Origin of the sequence: Streptomyces sp. QH1-20, from assembly GCF_041283565.1 — a bacterium.
Classification (GTDB): domain Bacteria; phylum Actinomycetota; class Actinomycetes; order Streptomycetales; family Streptomycetaceae; genus Streptomyces; species Streptomyces syringius.
Genome location: NZ_CP166299.1, coordinates 2540753 through 2563331, shown reverse-complemented (window position 1 = coordinate 2563331; position 22579 = coordinate 2540753). Strand labels below are relative to the sequence as shown.

Below are 22579 nucleotides of genomic sequence, written 5' to 3'. Positions count from 1 at the left end.
CAACCGGAACATGTGTTGCCTTGTTACTCGTGCGTTCCTCATAGCGGGTTCATGACATTCACGACTGTCCCCTCGCGGTGACGCCGTGGAACCCTCACGACGTCACCGGACGAGGGAGTGCGATGAACAAGGGCTACGCCGTCTACTGCGACGCGGACCGCCGGTTCTACGACGCCCCGCACCGCCTGCCCGCCGACGGCGACGGCCCCACCGGCTTCTACGCGACCGCCCGCCGTGAGCCTCCCGCCGACTGGCAGCGCCACGACTCCGGCGACTGGCGGGCCTTCCGGCCGCTCGACGCCCAACTGCCCAGCCAGGGCTGGAAGATCCACGTCTCCGCGTGCCTGGACAACGCCGAGCGGATCCTCGCCACCGTCTGGGACTACTGCGTACCGCGCCGCATCGCCTTCAAGTGCGTGCCGAGCCCGTACCTCCTGCACACCCGCAACGCCAAGTACGCCGACCGGGGCGGCAGCGGGAAGTTCATCACCGTCTACCCCGCCGACGACGCGCAGTGCCGGGCCATCGCAGAGGACCTCGACGCCCTGCTGACCGGCGAGGCGGGCCCGTACATCCTCACCGACCTGCGCTGGGGCGACGGCCCGGTGTACGTGCGGTACGGCAGCTTCACCGAACGGCACTGCTACGACGACAAGGGCGAGCTGCGCCCGGCCGTCGAGAACGCCGACGGGGTGCTCGTGCCCGACCGCCGGGACCCCGCCTTCCACGTCCCGGACTGGATCACCCTTCCCGACTTCCTCGCCCCGCACCTCGCCGCCCGCTCGGCGACGACGGTCAGCGACATCCCGTACCGGATCGACCGCGCCCTGCACTTCTCCAACGGCGGCGGCGTCTACGTCGGCACCGATCTGCGCACGGACCGGCAGGTCGTCCTCAAGGAAGGTCGCCCGCACGCGGGCCTGGCCGCCGACGGCGCCGACGCGGTGACCCGGCTGGAGCGCGAACGGGACGCCCTGCGCGCGCTGTCGGGGCTGCCGTACACCCCCGAGGTGCACGACTACTTCACCCTCGGCGACCACCACTTCCTGGTGCTCGAGTTCGTCGAGGGCAGGCCGCTCAACACCTTCTTCGCCCGGCGGCACCCCCTCGTCGACCCGGACCCCGGCGCCGAGGCCCTCGCCGCCTACACGGATTGGGCGATGCGGCTGTACCGGCTGGTCGAGGAGGCCGTCGACGCCGTCCACGCGCGCGGCATCGTCTTCAACGACCTGCACCTGTTCAACATCATGGTCGCCGAGGACGAGGAGTCGGTTGTCCTCCTCGACTTCGAGGCCGCCGCGCACATCGACGAGGGCCGCCGCCAGACCATCGCCAACCCCGGCTTCGTCGCCCCGGCCGACCGCAAGGGCTTCGACGTCGACCGCTACGCCCTGGCCTGTCTGCGCATCGCCCTCTTCCTGCCGCTGACGAGCCTGTTCGCCGTCGACCCGCACAAGGCGGCGCACCTGGCGCAGACGGCCAGTGAGCAGTTCCCGGTGCCGCCCGGCTACTTCGACGAGGCCGTCGCGGAGATCGTCCACGGGCCGCGTGCCGAGCGTGCCGCACGGGGGAGCGGCCCGGCCGGCCCGGTCGCCGCCGCCGACTACCTGCCCGTCGACCTCGCCGACTGGCCGCGCAGCCGCGACTCCATGACCGAGGCCGTCCTCGCCTCGGCCACCCCCCAGCGCGAGGACCGCTACTTCCCCGGCGACATCGCCCAGTTCGCCACCGGCGGCGGCGTCTGCTTCGCCCACGGCGCGGCCGGTGTGCTGTACGCCCTGGACGCCACCGGCGGGCGCGAGCGGTGCGGCGACGCCGAGGAATGGCTGCTGCGCCACACCAAGAGCCCCCGGCCCGGCACCCCCCTCGGCTTCTACGACGGGCTCGCCGGCGTCGCCTGGGTCCTCGAACGGCTCGGCCACCGCGCCCGCGCCCTGGAACTCGCCGAGACGATCACCGCCCAGAACTGGGACCAGATCGCCCCCGACCTGCACAGCGGCCTCGCCGGCATCGGCCTCGCCCTCGACTCCCTGGCCACGACCACGGGCGAGAGCGCCCTCCACGACGCGGCCCTGCGCTGCGCGGAACTGGTCATGGCCAGGCCGGTCGCCGAGGCGGGCGGCAAGCCCCGCGCCGGCCTCCTCCACGGCGCCACCGGCACCGCCCTGCTCCTGCTGCGCCTCTACGAACGCACCGGCGAGGCCGCGTTCCTCGACCGCGCCGCCGACGCCCTGCGCCGCGACCTCGCCCGTTGCGTCCTGGGCGTGGGCGACGTCCTCCAGGTCGACGAGGGCTGGCGCACCATGCCCTACCTGGGCGCCGGAAGCGTCGGCATCGGCATGCTGCTCGACGACTACCTCGCCCACCGGCCCGACGCCGAGTTCGAGCAGGCACGGGGCCGGATCGTCCGGGCCGCCCAGGCCACCTTCTACGCGCAGCCCGGCCTCTTCCGGGGCACCGCCGGCATGGTGCTGTACCTGAGCCGCACCACGGCCGCCGGACCCGGCACCGCCCCGGCCGACCTGCACCGCCAGATCACCTCCCTGTCCTGGGGCGCCGTCCCCTTCCAGGGCCGTCTGGCCTTCCCCGGCGAGCAGATGATGCGCCTGTCGATGGACCTGTCCACCGGCACCGCAGGCTGTCTGCTCGCCCTGGGCAGCGCCCTGCACACCGCACCGGTGCACCTGCCCTTCCTCCCGCCGCTCCGGCGGCCCCCAGAGCCGGCCCTTCGGGGTCGTACAGAGAAACACCCCGTCCCCACGAGTGAGAGGAACTGACATGACCCTTCTCGACCTGCAGACGATGGAGACCCCCAAGACCGAGGTGACCGGTGAGCTGGGCACCGGTGGCGGTGGCGGCAGCCGCGCCAGCCTGCTGCTCTGTGGTGACAGCAGCCTGTCGGTCGTCACCTGCAACTGATCGAGGGCGCACGGCGGTCGCAGACCGCCACGCCACGATCGTGGTGACGTAACCCACGCACACGGTCGAACCGGTCCCGGGCGCACCGCCGCCCGGGACCGGTTCGCGCCCCGGCCACGCCCACGGACGAGGACCCACCGCGTATGGCCACGACGCCCCGCACGCCGGGAGCCACGGACCCCGCACCGGCCGACGAACGCAGGCCCCCCGACCGGGGCCGGGCGCACGAGGACGCACGGGCGGACACCGGCGCACGGGCGCACGAGGACGCCGGGCCCTCCGCCGACCGGCTGCTGCTGGCGGCCGCCCGGCACAGCGCCGGCCGCACCACCGTGATCTGCCTGCTCAGCACGGTGACCGCGGGCTGTGCCCTTGCCCTGCCCGCCGCGCTCGGCCACACTCTCGACCTGATCCTTCGCCAAGGCCCCTCCCCGTACCTCTGGACGGCCCTGTGCGCGGCCCTGATCAGCGCGGAGGTCCTCCTCGAAGCCCTGACGGCCTTCGTCACCGGCACCACGAACGCGCGCGGCGGCTCCTGGCTCCGCCGCCTCGGCGTCCAGCGGCTGCTCGCTACCGGACCGCACCACGCCTCCCGCTTCACCCCCGGCGACCTCGTCACCCGGCTGACCGGCAACGCGGCCGAGGCGGGCACCGCCCCGACGACCGTCGCCACCGGCGTCGCCGCGCTGATCACCCCGCTCGGCGGGCTGATCGCCCTGGCCTTCATCGACCTCTGGCTGGCCGCCGTCTTCCTCGCCGGGGCACCGGCGCTCTTCCTCTTCCTGCGCGCCTTCGCCCGCAGCTCCTCCGACAGCGTCTCGCGCTACCAGCGCGTCCAGGGCGAACTCGCCGCCCGGCTCGTCGAGGCCCTCGGCGGCGCCCGCACCGTCGCCGCCGCCGGCACCGCCCGACGCGAACGCGACCGGGTCCTCGCGCCACTGCCCGAACTCAGCGCCCAGGGGCGGCGCATGTGGCAGGTGTACGGGCGGGCCGTCGTGCAGGGCGGCATCCTGGTGCCGCTGCTGCAGACGGCCGTCCTCGCGGTCGGCGGGGTGCGCCTCGCCGCCGGCGATCTGAGCGTCGGCGAACTACTGGCCGCCACCCGCTACGCGGCGCTCGCCGCCGGTGTCGGATCCGTCATCGGCCGGCTCAACTCCCTGGTGCGCAGCCGCGCCGCCGCCCGGCGCACCGCCGAACTCCTGGCGCTGCCCGCCATGCCGTACGGCACCAGGCCGCTGCCCGCCGACGGCCCCGGCCGGCTCGAACTGAGGGGCGTGAGCGTCACCCGCGGTGGCTGCGAGGTGCTGCGCGGCGTCGATCTGGTGGTCCCCGGCGGTACGACGACGGCCGTCGTCGGCCGTTCCGGCGCGGGCAAGTCCGTCCTGGCCGCCGTCGCCGGCCGGCTGACCGACCCCGGCAGCGGGCAGGTGCTGCTCGACGGCGTGCCCCTGACCGAGGCGGACCCCGCACAACTGCGGCGGGAGATCGGATACGCCTTCGAGCGGCCCGCGCTGTTCGGCGAAACGGTCGGCGGGGCCGTCGCCTTCGGGGCCTACGCCCCCGACGGGCCGGCCGTCGAGGCCGCCGCGCGGGCGGCCAGCGCGGACCGCTTCGTCCGGCTGCTGCCGCGCGGGTACGACACCGCCCTCGCCGACGCGCCGCTGTCGGGCGGGGAGCTGCAACGCCTCGGCCTGGCCCGGGCCTTCGCCCACGCGGGCCGGCTGCTGGTGCTCGACGACGCCACCTCCAGCCTGGACAGCGTCACGGAGGTCCAGGTGGGGCGGGCACTGGTCGGCGAGGTCCGGGCGGGCACCCGGCTGCTGATCGCGCACCGGGTCTCCTCGGCGGCCCGCGCGGACCGCGTCGCCTGGCTGGAGAACGGCCGCGTCCGCGCCGTCGGCCCGCACGAGGAGCTGTGGGAACTGGCCGACTACCGGGCGGTGTTCGCGGACGAGCCGGAGGAGCCTGACGAGCCCGATGCCGAACGGGCCGACGGCGGAACGGGCGCGGTCCGGTGACCGGCACCCGCACCCGGCCCGGCCCTGCCCGCCGTGTCCTGCCGAAGGCCAAACGATTCCTGGCGTGCCGCAAGCGCGTGCTGCTGATGCTCGGCGGCTGGTCCCTGCTGGAGTCCGCGCAGACCTTCCTCGGCGGCTACAGCGTGGCCCGCGCCCTCGACGACGGATTCCTGGCGGGCCGGCCCGGCGTCGGACTCGGCTGGCTGGCGCTGGCCGCCGTGACGATCGTCGTCGGCGGACTCGCCACGGGCGGGGTGTTCCGCGGGCTGGCCGATCTCGTGGAGCCGCTCCGGGACGGGCTGGTGCGCCGGGTGGTGAACCGGTCGCTGGGGGAGGCCGTGACCGGCGGGGGGCGGGCCGACAGCGCCGTGGTCTCCCGGCTCACCCACCAGACCGAGCTGGCCCGCGACAGCTTCGCCGGGCTGGTGCTGGTGGCCCGCTCGTTCGTCTTCACCGCGGCCGGGGCGCTGCTGGGCCTCGCCTCCCTCGCGCCGCTCCTGCTGCTGGTCGTCGTGCCGCCCCTGCTGCTGGGCCTGGCGCTGTTCGTGGCCACCCTGGCGCCGATGGCCGACCGGCAGCAGGACTTCCTCAGCGCTGACGAACGCATGTCCACCGAGTTCGGCGCGCTCGCCGAAGGGCTGCGCGACGTGGTGGCGTGCGGTGCGGAGCGGCAGGCCGCCGGGCGGGCGGACGCGCTGATCGACGCCGAGGTCCGGGCGGCCCGCTCGCTCGCCGGGTGGGCGGCGGTCCGCGCCCTGGCGCTCGGCGTGGCCGGGCAACTGCCGGTGGTGCTGCTGCTCGTCGCCGCGCCCTGGCTGCTCGACCGGGGCCTCACCGCGGGTGAGCTGCTGGGCGCGCTCACCTATCTCGTCCAGGCGCTGCTGCCCGCCCTGCACACCCTGATGAACGCCCTCGGGGCGGCGGGCACCCGGCTGCTGGTGGTGCTCGACCGCCTCACCTCGGGGCCCGACGGCGACCTGCCCGCGCACGGCGACGAGCGGGTGCCGGCGGCGCCCGCGCAGCCGCCGCGCGTCGAGCTTCGATCGGTCACCTTCGCCTACGGGCCGCGTGCCCATCCCGTCGTCCGGGACCTCGACCTCGTGGTGGAGCCCGGCGAGCACCTGGTGGTGGTCGGCCCCAGCGGCATCGGCAAGTCCACCCTGACGGGACTCATCGCGGGGCTGCTCGCCCCGGGCCGGGGCGAGGTGCGGGTGGCGGGGGAGCCCGTGGCCGGCCCGGCGGCGGCCCCCGCCCGGGACTGGGCGCGGCAGCGGGTGCTGATCCCGCAGCAGGCCTACGTCTTCACCGCCACCGTCCGGGAGAACCTGCTCTACCTCCGGCCCGGCGGCGCGCCCCCGGCGGCCGTCGCGGCATCGGTGGCGGCCGTGGGCCTCGAAGCGCTGGTGGAACGGCTGGGCGGGCTGGACGCGGAAGTCGACCCGGCCGCCCTGTCCCAGGGGGAGCGGCAGCTGATCGCGCTGGGCCGGGCCCATCTGTCCCCCGCGCCGCTCGTGCTGCTGGACGAGGCGACCTGCTATCTGGACCCCGCGGCGGAAGCGCGCGCGGAGCGCGCCTTCGCCGAGCGGCCCGGCACCCTGATCGTGGTGGCGCACCGGATCAGCTCCGCGCGCAGGGCCGACCGGGTGCTGGTGATGGACGGCGCCCGCGCCGTCTGCGGGCGCCACGACGAACTGCTCGACTCCTCGGTCCTCTACCGCGATCTGGTGGGGCGCTGGCACGCGGGACACGTCTGAGCCGGGCCCGCCGCCCGGCTCTCAGGGGGTGTCCGCGATGTCGTGCCCGGCCCGGCTACACCCACCCCGCGCACTGGGAGATCCGTATGGCGTCCACCCGGTTGCGGGCGCCGGTCTTGCGGGTGATGGCGGCCATGTAGTTGCGTACGGTTCCGTTCGACAGACACAGACTGCGGGCGATCTCCCCGATGGAGGCGCCCTCGGCGGCGAGCGATAACACGCTCAGTTCGCGTCGCGTCAGCGGCATCTCCGACGCCTCCAGAAAGCCGAAGCCGAGTGACTCGTCGATGTAGCGCTCGCCCTTGGCGACATGCCGGATGCCCTCGACCAGCCGATCGGGAGAAGCGTTTTTGCTCAAGAACCCCAGGGCCCTCTCCTCGTAGGCCCGGCGCAGGGGGCCCGGGCGTCCCGCGCTCGCCAGAGCCAGCAAGGAGAAACCGCCGTCCCCTTCGTAACATCGGCGGGACAGCTCCCGGATGCCGCGCGGACCGACCGCGTCGGCGCTGTCCATGTCCACCACGCACACCTGCGGCCGCAGCGTCCGCGAGGTCGCGACGGCTCCCGGCCAGGACGTCGAGGAGACCTCGAGATCGGTTTCCCTGCCGATCAGCGCGGCCAGCGCCGTCCGCAGCAGATAGGTGTCGTGCACCAGAAGGACCCGGATCACGTTCCCGCCTCTCCCCGCTCGCGCTCCCCGGGTAGCGAGCGCTACGTCGGGCACGTCGGTAAATACTTACCGGCGTGTGCCACTGTCACGGGCGCCGAAACCGAACGTGCGGGGGGCGCAAGGGCGCACGAAACTTGCCGCGTGCGCCCCAAGTGTGAGCGAATGCGCCTCCCCCTGCCCATGGACGCCGGAGCGGGTAGGTGGTCATACGCGGCGGTCAGCGCCGTTTGGCGCGGCCCGGCTTGGTGCGACTCGTAGCGGTACGCCCCGACTTGGCGCGCCCACCGGCCGCCGCGCCTGCCGCCGTGCCTGCCGCTGTGTCCCTCGCGCCCGCTGTTCCCGTCGTCGGGCCGGGGGCCGCCGACGTCAGGTCGATCAGTCGGCAGACCGTCTCGATGTCTATCTTCACTTGCGCGATGGAGGCCCGCCCCGACAGCCAGGTGATCAGCGCCGAGTGCCAGGTGTGCTCGATGACCCGGACGGCCGAGAGCTGTGCGGGCGTGGGCGGGACGGTCAGGCCCATCGCGTCCAGGATGATCGTCGTCGTCAGCCGGGAGGCCGCGTCGACCTCGGCGCTCACCGACCGGTCGGCGAAGGTGAGGGCGCGCACCATCGCGTCGGCCAGATGCGGCTCGCGCTGCATCGCGCGGAACGCCCGCATCAGCGTCTGCGCGACCCGGGCGGCGGGCTCCTCCTCGGTGGGCGGACGCTTGCGCAGCGTCTCGTGCAGATGCTGGAGCTGGTCCTGCATCGTGGCGACCAGCAGATGGATCTTCGAGGGGAAGTAGCGGTAGAGCGTGCCGAGCGCCACGCTCGAGGACTCGGCGACCTCCCGCATCTGCACCGCGTCGAAGCCGCCGCGGCCGGCCAGCTGGGCGGTGGCGTGCAGGATCCGGCGCCGCCGCGCCTCCTGACGCTCGGTCAGGGGGAGACCGGACGAGGCGATCACGACCGAGGCGGTCGCCGACTTGGGTTCCGTCGTCATATGTCCCATTCCGTGGCAATCCATCCAGCGGTGTCTGTACAGCCCGGACGGCACAGCATGGCAGGGGCCGGGTCGTGGCGCGAATCACCTGATCCGGCTCCGGCGCGTCCCCGAGAGGCCGGTAGATTCGTGACTTCTGGACGACTCGGTCTGAAACTTGTTCTAGATTACCGCGACCGGTTACGCTCCGGCGGAATCGCAGTGAGAAGGAGGCCGGGAGTGACCGCTGAGGCCGCTGAGGCAACGACATCCCACCTCCTTGACCAGGACGTCGGCCGACCGCTGCGCATCGCGATGCTCACGTACAAGGGGAACCCGTTCTGCGGCGGCCAGGGCGTCTACGTCCGCCACCTCTCCCGTGAACTCGCCCGGCTCGGCCACACCGTCGAGGTCATCGGCTCCCAGCCCTACCCGGTCCTGGACGAGGGCACCGGACCCGGCACGGTCAGCCTCACCGAGCTGCCCAGCCTCGACCTCTACCGCCAGCCGGACCCCTTCCGCACGCCCAAGCGCGACGAGTACCGCGACTGGATCGACGCGCTGGAGGTGGGCACCATGTGGACCGGCGGCTTCCCCGAGCCGCTCACGTTCAGCCTGCGGGCCCGCCGCCACCTGCTGGCCCGCCGCGGCGACTTCGACGTCGTCCACGACAACCAGACCCTCGGCTACGGCCTCCTCGGCAACCTCGGCACCCCGCTGGTCACCACGATCCACCACCCCATCACCGTCGACCGGCAGCTGGACCTCGACGCCGCCGACGGCTGGCAGCGCCGCGCCTCCGTGCGCCGCTGGTACGGCTTCACCCGGATGCAGAAGCGCGTCGCCCGGCGGCTGCCGTCCGTGCTCACCGTCTCCGGCTCCTCGCGCCAGGAGATAGTCGACCACCTCGGGGTGCGCGACGAGCGCATCCACGTCGTCCACATCGGCGCCGACACCCAGCTGTTCTCCCCGGACCCGGCCGTCGCCGAGGTGCCCGGCCGGATCGTCACGACCTCCAGCGCCGACGTCCCCCTCAAGGGGCTCGTGTTCCTCATCGAGGCGCTCGCCAAGGTCCGTACGGAGAACCCCGACGCCCACCTCGTCGTCGTCGGCAAGCGCGCCGAGGGCGGCCCGGTCGCCGCCGCCATCGAGCGGTACGGGCTCGAAGGGTCCGTCGAGTTCGTCAAGGGCATCACCGACGCCGAGCTCGTCGACCTGGTCCGCTCGGCGCAGATCGCCTGCGTCCCCTCCCTCTACGAAGGCTTCTCGCTGCCCGCCGCCGAGGCCATGGCGACCGGCACCCCGCTGGTGGCCACCACCGGCGGAGCCATCCCCGAGGTCGCCGGCCCCGACGGCGAGACGTGCCTCGCCGTGCCGCCCGGTGACGCGGGGGCGCTCGCCGCCGCCCTGGGCCGGCTGCTCGGTGACGCCGGACTGCGCCGCCGGCTGGGCGCCGCGGGCCGCGAGCGCGTACTGGCCCGGTTCACCTGGGAGCAGGCCGCCATCGGCACCGCCGAGCGCTACCGCGCCGCCATCGCCGCCCAGGGCGCCGGGCGCGGCGCCCCGGCCCGCGCCACCGCCAGACGCAAGCCCGCCTGACCACCGGCCCGGCGGCCGCCCGCCCTTCGCCGCCACCCGCTTCGCACCCCTCACGACCCCGCTCGGACGCATTCCCCGAACCAGAAGGCAGAGCCCGTGCTGACCGTCGATTTCTCCCGCTTCCCGCTCGCCGCAGGCGACCGCGTCCTCGATCTGGGGTGCGGCGCAGGACGGCACGCCTTCGAGTGCTACCGGCGGGGCGCGCAGGTCGTGGCCCTCGACCGCAACGGCGAGGAGATCCGCGAGGTCGCCAAGTGGTTCGCCGCCATGAAGGAGGCCGGTGAGGCCCCGGCGGGCGCCACCGCCACCGCCATGGAGGGCGACGCGCTGGCCCTGCCCTTCCCCGACGACAGCTTCGACGTCGTCATCATCTCCGAGGTCATGGAGCACATCCCGGACGACAAGGGCGTGCTCGCCGAAATGGTGCGCGTCCTCAAGCCCGGCGGCCGCATCGCCGTCACCGTGCCGCGCTACGGCCCGGAGAAGATCTGCTGGGCCCTCTCCGACGCCTACCACGAGGTCGAGGGCGGCCACATCCGCATCTACCGCGGCGACGAACTCCTGGACCGGATGCGCGAGGCGGGCCTCAAGCCGTACGGCACCCACCACGCGCACGGGCTGCACAGCCCTTACTGGTGGCTCAAGTGCGCCTTCGGTGTGGACAACGACAAGGCGCTGCCGGTCCGCGCGTACCACAAGCTGCTGGTCTGGGACATCATGAAGAAGCCACGGGCCACCCGGCTCGCCGAGCAGGCCCTCAACCCCCTCATCGGCAAGAGCTTCGTCGCCTACGCCACCAAGCCGCACGCCCCGGCCGCCCCGGCCGCCCCGGTCGCACCGGCCACCGAGGACGCTGCCCGCGAGGGACGAGCGTGACGACACCGGGCCGTACCGAGCGCCTCGTCCTCGCCGGGGTGCTCACCGCCGAACAGGTCGCGCAGACCGTCGCGGGCATCGCCGCCACGCAGTGCCCGGACGGCGCCATACCCTGGTTCCGCGGCCACCACCTGGACCCCTGGGACCACGTCGAGGCCGCCATGGCCCTGGACGTGGCGGGCGAACGGGACCGGGCCGAGGCCGCCTACCGCTGGCTGGCCGAGCACCAGAACTCCGACGGCTCGTGGTACGCCGCGTACGCCGACGGCGACCCCGAGGAGCCCACCGACCGGGGACGGGAGACGAACTTCGTCGCCTACGTCGCCGTCGGCGTCTGGCACCACTACCTCGCCACCGGCGACGACGCCTTCCTCGACCGCATGTGGCCGACCGTCTTCGCCGCCGTCGAGTTCGTCCTGGGCCTGCAGCAGCCCGGCGGCCAGATCGGCTGGAAGCGGGAGGACGACGGCACCCCCGTCGACGACGCGCTGCTGACCGGCTCGTCCTCCATCCACCACGCGCTGCGCTGCGCCCTCGCCATCGCCGAGCACCGTGAGGAGCCGCAGCCCGACTGGGAACTGGCCGCGGGCCTGCTCGGCCACGCGATACGGCACCACCCCGAGCGGTTCCTGGACAAGGACCGCTTCTCCATGGACTGGTACTACCCGGTCCTCGGCGGCGCGGTCACCGGCGCCGCCGCGAAGGAGCGCCTGGAGGCGGGCTGGGACCGCTTCGTCGTCCCGGGCCTGGGCGTGCGCTGCGTCTCCGACCGGCCATGGGTGACCGGCGGCGAGAGCTGCGAACTCGCCCTCGCGCTCTGGGCGATGGGCGAGTCCGACCGCGCGGTCGAGATCCTCCAGTGGATCCAGCACCTGCGCGCCGAGGACGGCATGTACTGGACCGGATACGTCTACGAGGACGACGCCGTCTGGCCGGAGGAACGCACCTCCTGGACCGCCGGCTCACTGCTCCTGGCCGTCGCGGCCCTCGGCGGCGACGAGGCGACCACGACGGTCTTCGGCGGCGAACGCCTCCCGTACGGCCTGGAACCGGACTGCTGCGCCTGAACCCGGACGCCGGACGGGCGAAGCCCGTGCCCGTCCGGCACCCGGATGCAGCCCCGCTGGGGCTCCTGACCCGCGCTCTGTCCGGCAGCGCACCGGTGCCCCACTCGAACGGACCCCGCCCGGTCGCCCGGCTCGCCCGCCCGCGCCAGTCTGGGAGGAGTACAGCCCCACATCCCCGGAGGGAACCGCTCCGACGCAACGGCCGTCCCGGCCAAAGGCGTTGTCAGCGGCCCGTTCTAGAGTGACGTCATGAGCCTTCTCAGTCACGACCGTTACTGCTCCGAGGTCGAAGCCCAGACCGGACTGCTGCGTTCGGCACTGCACGGCACCGACCTTTCCACCACCGTCCCCACCTGCCCCGACTGGTCGCTCAGCGAGCTGGCCCTGCACGTCGGCGGCGCGCACCGCTGGGCCGAGACCATCGTGCGGACGCGCGCGAGCGAGCCCGTGGGCCCCGATGCGGTCCCCGGCGCGGCCGGCCCGGACCCGCTCGACGCGGCCGGGCTCGACGCATGGCTGGCCGAGGGTGCCGAGACGTTCGCGCGGACCCTGCGCGCCGCGGACCCCGCCGAGGAGGTGTGGTCCTGGGCGCCGCAGCAGACGCCGGGCTTCTGGGCCCGTCGGATGGCGCACGAGACGGTGATCCACCGGGCCGACGCGTTCGCGACCGCCGGCCTCGACTTCACCCTCGACGCCGATCTCGCGGCGGACTGCATCGACGAATGGCTGGAGATCGGCAGCTATCCGCAGACCGTGGAGCGCAAGCCGGAGCTCAAGGAGCTGCTCGGCCCCGGCCGCACCATTCATCTGCACGCCACGGACACCCCCGCCGAGCTCGAGGCGGAGTGGTTCGTCGATCTCACCGGTGACCGTGCCACCTGGCGTCGCGCCCATGAGAAGGCGGCCGTCGCCCTGCGCGGGCCGCTCACCGACGTCCTGCGTGTCTTCTACCGCCGCCTCCCGGCGGACACCGACCGCGTCGAGGTGCTCGGCGACCGCGAGCTGCTCGACTTCTGGCTGGAGCGGGTCACCTTCTGATGCGTACCGACGAGCACATATCCGACGGCGGGCGCCGGGCGCTCGCGCCGCGCCGTCTGCTGCGCGGCGCCCTGCCGGCCGTTCTGCTGCTCGTCGCGGCGTGTACGGGCGACGGCGGCGGTGGCGTGGCCGCTGCCGCCGCCGGGCAGCCCGGGGTGGCGGGCGTCGGCGATCCGCTCTACCCCCGGCTGGGCAACGGCGGTTATGACGTCAGCCACTACGGGCTCACCCTCGACTACGTGCCCGAGGGGAACGAGCTGCACGGCATCGCCGTCGTCAAGGCCCGGGCCAAGCAGGAACTGACCGCGTTCAACCTCGACTTCAAGGGCCTGAAGGTACGGACCGCGCTGGTCGACGGAAAGTCCGCACGGGTCTCCCGCAAGGGCGACGAACTGACGCTGACGCCCCGTTCGACGATCGGCAAGGGCGACGAATTCGAGGCGAAGATCGTCTATGACGGCACGCCCCGGCGCGTCGTCGATGAGGACGACGGCAAGGAGGGCTGGGTCGAGACCGACGACGGCTCGGTGAGCCTCGGCGAGCCCATGGGCTCGATGACCTGGTTCCCCGGCAACCACCACCCCTCCGACAAGGCCACCTACGACATCGACGTCACCGTCCCCAAGGGCTTCACCGCCGTGGCCAACGGCGAGCTGAAGCGCAAGAAGGTCGCCGAGGACGGGCGGACCACCTTCGCCTGGCACACCGCCGAGCCCATGGCCAGCTATCTCGCCAGCGTCGCCGTCGGGGACTTCACCGTCTCCGAGACGAAGACGAAGAACGGCCTCCCGGTGTACGTCGCCATCGACCCGGACGAGGCCGAGCGGAGCAAGGGCGTCGAGACGCTCATACCCAAGGTCGTCGAGTGGGGGAGCGGACTCTTCGGCCCGTACCCCTTCAGCGGCACCGGCGCCGTCATCGACAACAACCCCGACGTCGACTACGCCCTGGAGACACAGGCCAAGCCGTACTTCCCGCACGCGCCCGACGACCTGCTGGTGGTGCACGAGCTGGTGCACCAGTGGTTCGGCAATTCCGTCTCCCCCCGCACCTGGCGGGACATGTGGCTCAACGAGAGCTTCCCGTCCTACGCCGAGTGGATGTGGGAGGAGAAGACCGGCGGCCGGACCGTGGCGAAGATATTCCAGGACTTCTACGACGGCACCGACAAACTCAGCAAGAACATCTGGGACTTCCCGCCCGGCAGCCCGCCCGCCGACGACGTGTCCGGCGACCCCGTCTACGGCCGGGGCGCGATGGTGCTGCACAAGCTGCGCGTGGCCGTCGGTGACAAGACCTTCTTCGACATCCTCCGCACCTGGACGAAGGAACACCGGCACGGCAACGCCGAGACCCGCGAGTTCATCGACCTGTGCGAGAAGAAGTCCGGCAAGGACCTGGGCAAGCTCTTCGAGTCCTGGCTGTACGGGAAGGCCAAGCCCCCGAGGGGTGCGATAACGGTGCCGTAGGGCCGTGCGGCCGGCTCCGGCTCCCGCTCACGCGTTGAGCTCCGCCAGCACCCGCAGCGTCCCGGGGTCGGGCGCGGTCACCAGCAGATCCGTGACCGGCCCCGCGCGCCACGCCGTCAGCCGCTCGGCGATCCGCTCCCTCGGCCCGACCAGGGAGATCTCGTCGGCGAAGGAGTCCGGCACCGCTTCCACCGCTTCCGCCCGCCGCCCCGCGAGAAACAGCTCCCGCACCCGCGTCGCCGCGTCCTCGAAGCCCATCCGCGCCATCAGGTCGGCGTGGAAGTTACGGGTCGCGTGCCCCATCCCGCCGATGTAGAAGCCGAGCATCGCCTTCACCGGCCGCAGTCCCTCGGCGACGTCGGCGCACACCTGCGCCCGCACCATGGGCGCGACCATGAACCCCGCGGGCGCCGCGCCCAGGGAGGCCGTGTAGACGTCCGCGCGCTCGGGTGACCAGTACAGCGGCAGCCAGCCGTCGGCGATGCGCGCGGTCTGGGCGATGTTCCGGGGGCCCTCCGCGCCGAGCAGGACCGGCAGTCCGGAGCGCAGCGGATGGGTGACGGACTTCAGTGGTTTGCCGAGGCCGGTGGCTCCGGGGCCGGTGTAGGGAAGGGGATGGAAGCGGCCGTCGAGCGTGACGGGGGCTTCCCGGCGCAGCACCTGCCGGACGACGTCCACATACTCGCGGGTAGCGGTCAGCGGGCTCGCCGGGAACGGGCGTCCGTACCACCCCTCCACCACCTGCGGCCCCGACAGCCCCAGCCCGAGCAGCACCCGGCCCCCGGAGAGGTGGTCGAGCGTCAGCGCGTGCATCGCCGTGGCGGTGGGCGCGCGGGCCGCCATCTGGGCCACGGCCGTGCCGAGCAGGATCCGTGTCGTGCGGGCGGCGATCCAGGTGAGCGCGGTGAAGGCGTCGGAGCCCCAGGACTCGGACGTCCACACCGAGTGGTAGCCCAGCCGCTCGGCCTGCCGGGCGAGCTCCACATGCCGCGGGTCGGGGCCGCGGCCCCAATAGCCGAGTGCCAGGCCGAGTCGCATGCCGTGCCGCCCCTTCCGCTGGAGCTGACGAGCCGTCAGGCAAGGTCCGGCGACTGTACGGGCCACCGGCCGCCCCCGACAAGAGGCACATGCCGGTCACGGGCAAAGGCGAAGGCCCGCCGGGCAACCCCGGCGGGCCTTCGATGACGGAGCTTCCTCCGGCGCGTGCCTCAGCCGCGCTGGATGCCCGTGGTGTCCTGCAGCACGCCGCGTCGGCCGTCCTGCGTCTGCGCGACGAGCGCCTGACCGCGCTGGTCCACCGCGAGGTACCACGTGCCGGGCGCGAGCTCGGCGATCTGCGTCGGCGAGCCGTCCTCCCCGTACAGGGGGCGGGCCACCGGCACCGCGAACCAGAACGGGGCGAAGTCGCCGGCGGGAGCCGCGGCGGGCTGGGCCCCCACAGGACCGGCGGGCTGCGCCTGAGCCGGAGCCGACTGGTCCTGCTGCGGGGCCTGCGGCTGACCGGTCTGACCGGCCTGCGCGCCGTAGGGCTGCTGCTGCGCGCCGTACGGGGCCTGGCCCTGCTGCATGCCGCCCGGACCCGGGTAGCCGTAGCCCGGACCGGCGCCGTACGGGGACGGGGCCTGCGGCGCCGGAGCGCCCATCAGCGGGGCCTTCAGCGCGGGGATCCGCTGCGTGAGCAGCGCACCGGCGGCCATCACGAGCAGCGCGATGAGCGCCAGGATGCGGCCGATGCCCGCACCGACCTTGTCGTTGTCCTCCAGGGCGCCGCCGAACATCGTCCACAGCGAGGACCACGCGGCGAACACCGTCAGAGCGGTGCCCCACTGGTCGAGCGTGAGCCCGAGCAGATTGCGGCCCTGGGGCTGGAAGCGGCCCGCGATGATGAGCACCGCGCCGACGATCCCGGCGAGGACGACGGTGGGCAGCACCGGGAAGAGCTTCGAGTCCCACAGGTTGGGAAGTTCCGACTTGTCGCAGAACTGGCCACTGCAATCGACGGAGTAAAAATCGAGGAACGAGGCGATGAACAGCAACACCGCTGCTCCGATCACCACGCCGTCGCCTCGAGTGAGGGAGCGGATGTTCACCTAAAATCCTTTGTCAGAGCTGTCAGAAGTCGTCGCGGTCGCCGATACGCGAGCTGCGGGGGCGCGGGGGTGGCCGCCCCATCGTACGGGTGAACCTATCGCCTGGGCGGTCGGGGCGTCTCCTTCGTATCACCCTCGTGACACGGCCGTGGCCTGCTGGTATCTACCCTCGCAGGAAGTCCGTAATGCCGTCCGCGATCCCTCGCGCCGCCTTCTCGCGCCACGCGGTGTCGGTGAGCAGAGCGGCGTCCTTCGGGTCACGCATGTTGCCGCATTCGACGAACACCTTCGGCTGGGTGGAGAGATTGAGGCCCCCCAGATCGGACCGGGTGTCCAGACCGGTGCCGCCCCCGATGTAGTTGGACGGCGCGCTCCCGGTCGTCCGTACGAAGTTCCCGGCGATCCGCGCGCCGAGCTCCTTCGACGGCCCGACGATGGGCGCGGTGTCCGCCCGGCCGCCGCGCACGGTCGCGGGCAGGATCACATGGAAGCCGCGATTGCCGACCGCCGAACCGTCCGCGTGCACGGACACCACGGCGTCGGCCTTCGCCTTGTTGCCGATCGCGGCCCGCTCGTCCACGCACGGCCCGTACGGCCGGTCGCCGTCGTGGGTGAAGCTCACGGTGACGCCCTGGTCCTGGAGCATCGTCCGGATCCGGTGCGCGACGTCGAGGGTGAACGTGGCCTCGGCGTAGCCGTCGTCGGTGGACGTGCCGGTGGTGTCGCACTCCTTGCGCCCGGTGCCGATGTCGACGGAACGGTTGATCTCGGCGGTGTGGTCACGGTTACGGGTGTTGTGACCGGGATCGATGACGACGACCTTGCCCTTGAGCGGACCGTCGGCACGGGGCCGGCCGACCGTCCCCGCCGCCGTCGCCTCGTCGGCGGGACGTGACGCCTCACCCGTCGGCTTCGACGGCGGCGTCACGAACGGCGAGGGGAGCGCGGGCGACGGCTTCCCGGACGGTCCGGACGTGCCGGACTGGCCCGACGGAGCGGGATGCGTCGCGGAGGAGGCCGCCACCGGCGACTTGGCGTCGTCCGCGCCACCGCCCGAGGCGGCGTCCCACAGAAGCCAGCCCGCCAGCGAGAGCGCCAGTAACGCGGCCAGCGCCACGAGAAGGGGGGTGCGGAGGGTGGTGCCGCCCAGGCGGCCGGGCATGCGGGAATTCCTGCCGTTGGACACCCGGCGATGCTAGCGCCGCCGCCCGCGCCGCGAGACCCCCTCCGCGAAGTACCTACGCGGCGCGGGGTCCGGCCACCCGGCGCAGCACGCGCAGCGAGCGCGTCACCGAGACCTCGGCGAACTCGCCGGACTCCAGGGCCCGGAGATAGACGCGGTACGGCGCCTGCCCGCCGTCCGCCGGGTCGGGGAAGACGTCATGGATGACGAGCAGCCCGCCCGGGGCGACGTGCGGGGCCCAGCCCTCGTAGTCGGCGTTCGCATGCTCGTCGGTGTGCCCGCCGTCGATGAACACCAGCCCGACCGGCGTCCCCCAGACCGCCGCGACCTGCGGCGACCGGCCGACGATCGCGATCACATGCGGTTCCAGGCCCGCCTTGTAGAGCGTGCGGCGGAAGGTCGGCAGGGTGTCCATGCGGCCCACGCCGGGGTCGTCGTCCACGACGGACGGGTCGTGGTACTCCCAGCCGGGCTGCTGCTCCTCGCTGCCCCGGTGGTGGTCGACGGTCACGGCCGTCGTCCCGGCCTCCCGCGCGGCGGCGGCCAGCAGAAGGGTGGAGCGCCCGCAGTACGTACCGACTTCGAGCAGCGGCCCGAGCACCGCCGCCTCCTCGGCGGCGGCGTAGAGGGCGAGACCCTCGTCGACCGGCATGAAGCCCTTCGCCGCCTCGAAAGCGGCGAGTACCTCGGGTTTGGGGGGCATGCGGTCTCCTCCTGGCGGTGCGGGTCGTGGCGCCTCATGCTGCCGCATGGCGTTGCGCGCGCCATGCCGGGGGCGGGCCCAGGCCCTCCGGTGCAGGGGCCGGGCGGCCGTCCGGCCAGGGGCGGTCGCACATTTCAAGCCCGTCCGGCGATTGAGGACAGCGCCCTCCGGGCGCTCGCCCGGAGCTACAGCCAACCGTTCTGCCGAGCAGCCCGCACCGCCTCCATGCGGTTGCGCGTCGCCGTCTTCCCTATCGCCGCCGACAAATAATTCCGCACCGTCGCGGGCGACAGGTGCACCCGTGACGCGATGTCCGCCACCGTCGCCCCGTCCACCGCCGCGGCCAGCACGTCGCGTTCGCGCTGGGTGAGCGGGTTGGGGCCGGCGCTCAGGGCCGCCGCGGCCAGGGCCGGGTCGATGACGCGCTCTCCCGCCAGCACCCGGCGAATCGCCGCGGCGAGTTCCTCGACGGGGCCGTCCTTGACCAGGAATCCGGACGCCCCCGCCTCCATGGCCCGGCGCAGATACCCGGGCCGGCCGAAGGTGGTGAGAATCAGCACCCGGCATTCCGGCAGCCGTTCCCGCAGGTCGGCCGCCGCGTCGAGGCCGCTGCGGCCCGGCAGTTCGATGTCGAGGAGGGCGATGTCGGGCCGGGTCGCCAGGGCCTGGGGCAGGATCTCGTCGCCGTCGCCGACCTGCGCGACGATCTCGATGTCGTCCTCCAGGCCGAGCAGCAGCGCGAGCGCGCCCCGCATCATGCCCTGGTCCTCGGCAAGCAGCACGCTGATGACGCGGCTCATGCGGCCCGGCCCTCCTCTTCGTCGTCCACCGGGAGTTCCGCCACCAGGCGGAAGCCCCGCTTACCGTCGGGTCCGGCGGCCAGTGCGCCGCCCGCGGCGGCCAGCCGCTCGGTCAGTCCCTTGAGGCCTGTACCGCCCTTGGCACCGTCCGGTTCGGCGGCTGCCGAGCCTACGCCGCGGCCGTCGTCGATGATCTCCAGATGGACCCGGTCCGGCTCGCCGCGCACCTCGATCGCGCAGCGGGCCGCGGCGCTGTGCCGGACGACGTTGGTGACGCCCTCGCGCACCACCCAGCCGAGCAGCGCCGCGGTCTGCGGTGGCAGGGGCGGGCCCGACTGGCGGATGTCGGTCGCGATGCCGGAGGCGTCGAGGAGGGAGCGGGCCCGTTCGAGTTCGGTGGTGAGGCTGCCCTCGCGGTAGCCGGTGACGGCCTCCCGGATCTCGGTGAGGGCCTGGCGGCCCACCGCCTCGATGTCGGCGGCCTGGCCGACGGCCGCGTCCAGGTCGCGCGGGGCCAGCCGGCGTACCGCCTCGGCCTTGACCACAATCACGGACATGGTGTGGCCGAGCAGATCGTGCAGATCGCGGGAGAACCGCAGCCGTTCGCGTTCGACGGCGGCGTGGGCCAGCTCCTCGCGGGTGGCGCGCAGCCGTTCCACCGTCTCGAAGAGGTTCAGCAGGGCGGCCGCGACCAGGCCCGACAGCGCGGTGCCCCAGGCGATGGCCAGGACGTCCTCGGTGTCGTTGTGCACGGCCATCAGCACCCCGACCGTGGTGCCGAACGCCGCCAGCGCCGCCCCGAGCCGGGGGCCGCTGCCGCGCAGCACGATGCCGGCGGCCAGGGAGAGCAAGGGGAAGCACAGCAGCCAGTCGCCGCCATAGCCGGTGGTGAGCGCGTAGGTCACGGCGGCCAGGGCGGCGAGCGACGCCAGCGGGGCGCGCGTCTCCCGGCGGCGCTCGTCGAGGCCGAGGAAGACGGTGGTGACGTAGAGGGCGACGAAGGCCGCCAGTGCCGCGGCGCCGAGCCAGGGCAGCGGCAGCCTGCCCCGGCACAGGTCGATCACGTCCCCGGTGAGGATGAGAAGCCACGGCAGGAACCCCCGCCGGTCCGGCGATCTCATCCGTTCGATCCGCTGCATCGCTCCACTCATGCTCCGACCCTATGGAACAGGGCGGTGAGCTGCGCAGATGCATCTGTCCAAGGCGTGCGGTGACTTTTGTCATGGCATGTGACGCCCCGTCAGGCAATGCGGTCCGCGGCCTTCCGGCCCCCACGGCGATCGGCTATACAAGGGTGCATCGGATCGGCTGGAACGCGTTCCAGTACCGAGCGCGAGCGGGCCGGCCCGGCAGCGACCCCGGCGCGGCCTGCGGTGCGGACGGCCGGGTCGGGGTCTTCGACCACACCGCGAAGGAGCCGTCGCCCCGATGCCCATCGACGTAAGCCAGGCGGTCGGGGCGAAACCCCGTAGCGTCGAGCTCTCCTGGGACCACAAGGACGTCCTCCTCTACCACCTCGGCATCGGGGCCGGCGCGGCCCGGCCCACCGACCCGGAGGAGCTCCGCTACACCCTGGAGAGCAGGCTCGCCGTGCTCCCCAGTTTCGCGACCGTCGCGGGCGGCGGCATGGCCCTGGCCGGCGGCCTCTCCGCGCCCGGTGTCGACGTCGACCTCGCCCGCGTGCTGCACGGCGGGCAGACCATCGGGCTGCACCGGCCGCTGCCCGCCCGCGGCTCGGCCACGCTCACCTCCCGCGTCGCCGCCGTGTACGACAAGGGCAAGGCCGCCGTCATCGTGCTGCGCGCGGACGCCGCCGACGCCGAGGGCCCGCTGTGGACCAGCGACTGCCGGATCTTCGTCCGCGACGAGGGCGGCTTCGGCGGCGAGCGCGGCCCCTCCGACCGGCTCCCCGCGCCCACGCGCGAGCCGGACCTGACGGCCCTGCGCCCCACCCGCCCCGACCAGGCCCTGCTCTACCGCCTCTCCGGGGACTGGAACCCGCTGCACGCCGACCCGGAGTTCGCCGCCTCCGCCGGCTTCGACCGGCCGATCCTGCACGGCCTGTGCAGCTACGGCATCGTCCTCAAGGCCGTCGTCGACACCGTGCTCGACGGTGATGTGACCCGCGTCCGCTCCTACGCGACCCGCTTCACGGGCGTCGTCTTCCCCGGCGAGACCCTGCGCGTGCGGATGTGGCGCCAGAGCCCGGGCCCCGGCCGGGTCCAGGTGTCCGTGACGGCCGTCGAGCGCGAGGACGCGCCGGTCCTCGCCGACACCGTCGTCGAGCACACCTGAACCACACCCCTGTCCGCGAATCCTGGAACACCGAAGGGATACGCACCATGCGCGCAGCCGTCCAGCACGAGATCGGCCAGGACAAGCTCGAAGTCCTCGACGACGTCGAGGCCGTGGGCTTCGGCCCCGGAAAGGTCAGACTGCGCCTCCGGGCCGCCGGACTGTGCCATTCCGACCTGTCCGCGATGAGCGGCGTACTGCCGCAGCCCGCCCCCTTCGTCCCCGGTCACGAGGGCGCCGGCGAGGTGCTCGACGTCGGGGACGGCGTCACCGCCGTCAAGCCGGGCGACCGCGTCCTGGTCTGCTGGCTGCCCTCCTGCGGGACCTGCCCGTCCTGCCGGCGCGGCCAGACCCAGCTGTGCCTCGCCGGACTCGCGGCCGCCGGCGCCCCCAACTTCCGGCGCGCGGGCGGCTCCCCGTCCGATGTCTTCGGCTTCGCCGGCACCGGCACCTTCGCCGAGGAGGTCGTCGTCGGAGCCGTGTGCGCGGTGCCGATCCCGGACGACGTGCCCTACGAGATCGCCGCCCTCATCGGCTGCGGCGTCACCACCGGCCTCGGGGCCGCCCTCAACACCGCGCGGGTCGACGCCGGTTCCTCCGTCGCCGTCATCGGCTGCGGCGGCGTCGGCATCAACACGATCCAGGGCGCGCGGGCCGCGGGCGCCGCCCGCATCGTCGCCGTGGACCCCGTCGCCTCCCGCCGCGACGCCGCGCTGCGCTTCGGCGCGACGGACGCCGTCGCCCCGGACGCCCTGGCCGACGCCAAGAAGCGGATCACCGGCGGCGAGGGCTTCGACTACGTCTTCGAGGTCGTCGGCACCTCCGCCACGGCCCGCACCGCGTACGAGACGACCCGGCGCGGCGGCACCCTGTGCGTCGTCGGAGCGGGCGCGCTGGACGACCACTTCAAGGTCAGCATGTTCGAGCTGTTCTTCGACGAGAAGCGGATCCTGCCGTCCCTGTACGGCGGCGGCGACGTGCTGCGGTCCTACGAGCGGGCCATCGCCCTGTGGCGGGCCGGCCGGATCGACCTCGCCGGGCTCATCACCCACCGGGTCCCGCTCGCCGGGATCAACGACGCGATCGACCAGATGCGCACCGGTGAGGCGCTGCGCACCTGCGTCGAGATCTGACCGG

19 protein-coding genes are annotated in these 22579 nt (G+C 73.4%); 11 read left to right on the top strand and 8 right to left on the bottom strand.

Annotated elements, in window-relative coordinates; genetic code table 11:
• The first annotated feature begins 122 nt into the window (after positions 1–122).
• The 4 genes from lanKC to AB8O64_RS11490 all read left to right on the top strand — a co-directional run bounded on the left by lanKC (position 123) and on the right by AB8O64_RS11490 (position 6691).
• Entirely contained in the window at positions 123–2777 is a 2655-nt protein-coding gene (gene lanKC / locus AB8O64_RS11505) for a class III lanthionine synthetase LanKC (RefSeq protein ID WP_370419065.1), read from the top strand.
• A 1-nt stretch (position 2778) separates the two neighbouring features.
• On the top strand, positions 2779–2919 hold the full coding sequence (locus AB8O64_RS11500) for a SapB/AmfS family lanthipeptide (RefSeq protein ID WP_365377721.1): 141 nt from the start codon (positions 2779–2781) through the stop codon (positions 2917–2919).
• A gap of 143 nt (positions 2920–3062) precedes the next feature.
• Positions 3063–4937, top strand: coding sequence for an ABC transporter ATP-binding protein (locus tag AB8O64_RS11495; protein WP_370419064.1), 1875 nt, complete (start codon positions 3063–3065; stop codon positions 4935–4937).
• An 86-nt stretch (positions 4938–5023) separates the two neighbouring features.
• Positions 5024–6691, top strand: a complete 1668-nt coding sequence (locus AB8O64_RS11490; RefSeq protein ID WP_370423845.1) for an ATP-binding cassette domain-containing protein — start codon at positions 5024–5026, stop codon at positions 6689–6691.
• A gap of 55 nt (positions 6692–6746) precedes the next feature.
• Here AB8O64_RS11490 and AB8O64_RS11485 read toward each other — a convergent pair whose 3' ends face one another.
• Together AB8O64_RS11485 and AB8O64_RS11480 are read right to left on the bottom strand one after the other, a co-directional pair.
• Positions 6747–7358, bottom strand: coding sequence for a response regulator transcription factor (locus AB8O64_RS11485; protein WP_365213897.1), 612 nt, complete (start codon positions 7356–7358; stop codon positions 6747–6749).
• 217 nt (positions 7359–7575) lie between these two features.
• Positions 7576–8343, bottom strand: coding sequence for a TetR family transcriptional regulator (locus AB8O64_RS11480; protein WP_370419063.1), 768 nt, complete (start codon positions 8341–8343; stop codon positions 7576–7578).
• Positions 8344–8562: 219 nt separating this feature from the next.
• Between AB8O64_RS11480 and AB8O64_RS11475 the strand changes: the two genes are divergently transcribed.
• From AB8O64_RS11475 to AB8O64_RS11455, 5 genes are all read left to right on the top strand, one after another.
• On the top strand, positions 8563–9921 hold the full coding sequence (locus tag AB8O64_RS11475) for a glycosyltransferase family 4 protein (RefSeq protein WP_370419062.1): 1359 nt from the start codon (positions 8563–8565) through the stop codon (positions 9919–9921).
• Between the two features lie 96 nt (positions 9922–10017).
• Positions 10018–10797, top strand: coding sequence for a methyltransferase domain-containing protein (locus tag AB8O64_RS11470; protein ID WP_370419061.1), 780 nt, complete (start codon positions 10018–10020; stop codon positions 10795–10797).
• On the top strand, positions 10794–11864 hold the full coding sequence (locus AB8O64_RS11465) for a prenyltransferase (RefSeq protein ID WP_370419060.1): 1071 nt from the start codon (positions 10794–10796) through the stop codon (positions 11862–11864). Before AB8O64_RS11470 ends, AB8O64_RS11465 begins: the two co-directional genes overlap by 4 nt.
• Before the next feature lie 249 nt (positions 11865–12113).
• On the top strand, positions 12114–12902 hold the full coding sequence (locus AB8O64_RS11460) for a maleylpyruvate isomerase family mycothiol-dependent enzyme (protein ID WP_370419059.1): 789 nt from the start codon (positions 12114–12116) through the stop codon (positions 12900–12902).
• Positions 12902–14371 carry a M1 family metallopeptidase gene (locus tag AB8O64_RS11455; protein WP_370419058.1) on the top strand — a complete coding sequence of 490 codons (1470 nt, stop codon included), beginning with the start codon at positions 12902–12904 and terminating at the stop codon, positions 14369–14371. Before AB8O64_RS11460 ends, AB8O64_RS11455 begins: the two co-directional genes overlap by 1 nt.
• Positions 14372–14398: 27 nt before the next feature.
• Here AB8O64_RS11455 and AB8O64_RS11450 read toward each other — a convergent pair whose 3' ends face one another.
• From AB8O64_RS11450 to AB8O64_RS11425, 6 genes are all read right to left on the bottom strand, one after another.
• On the bottom strand, positions 14399–15409 hold the full coding sequence (locus tag AB8O64_RS11450; RefSeq protein ID WP_370419057.1) for an LLM class F420-dependent oxidoreductase: 1011 nt from the start codon (positions 15407–15409) through the stop codon (positions 14399–14401).
• 170 nt (positions 15410–15579) lie between these two features.
• Positions 15580–16461, bottom strand: a complete 882-nt coding sequence (locus AB8O64_RS11445) for a hypothetical protein (RefSeq protein ID WP_370419056.1) — start codon at positions 16459–16461, stop codon at positions 15580–15582.
• 163 nt (positions 16462–16624) lie between these two features.
• The gene (locus tag AB8O64_RS11440; RefSeq protein WP_370423844.1) at positions 16625–17578 is read right to left on the bottom strand and encodes an N-acetylmuramoyl-L-alanine amidase; all 954 of its coding nucleotides are present in this window, start codon (positions 17576–17578) and stop codon (positions 16625–16627) included.
• Between the two features lie 121 nt (positions 17579–17699).
• Entirely contained in the window at positions 17700–18347 is a 648-nt protein-coding gene (locus AB8O64_RS11435) for a class I SAM-dependent methyltransferase (RefSeq protein ID WP_356453841.1), read from the bottom strand.
• Positions 18348–18532: 185 nt separating this feature from the next.
• Positions 18533–19147 (bottom strand): response regulator, encoded by a 615-nt coding sequence (locus AB8O64_RS11430; RefSeq protein ID WP_370419055.1) that lies wholly within the window; start codon positions 19145–19147, stop codon positions 18533–18535.
• Positions 19144–20298, bottom strand: coding sequence for a sensor histidine kinase (locus AB8O64_RS11425; protein WP_370419054.1), 1155 nt, complete (start codon positions 20296–20298; stop codon positions 19144–19146). The genes AB8O64_RS11430 and AB8O64_RS11425 overlap by 4 nt, the downstream gene beginning before the upstream one ends.
• A 277-nt stretch (positions 20299–20575) precedes the next feature.
• On the opposite strand from AB8O64_RS11425, the gene AB8O64_RS11420 reads away from it, so the two are divergent.
• Positions 20576–21442 carry a MaoC/PaaZ C-terminal domain-containing protein gene (locus AB8O64_RS11420; RefSeq protein ID WP_370419053.1) on the top strand — a complete coding sequence of 289 codons (867 nt, stop codon included), beginning with the start codon at positions 20576–20578 and terminating at the stop codon, positions 21440–21442.
• A 47-nt stretch (positions 21443–21489) separates the two neighbouring features.
• Positions 21490–22575 (top strand): zinc-binding dehydrogenase, encoded by a 1086-nt coding sequence (locus AB8O64_RS11415; protein ID WP_370419052.1) that lies wholly within the window; start codon positions 21490–21492, stop codon positions 22573–22575.
• The last annotated feature ends 4 nt before the right edge of the window (positions 22576–22579 follow it).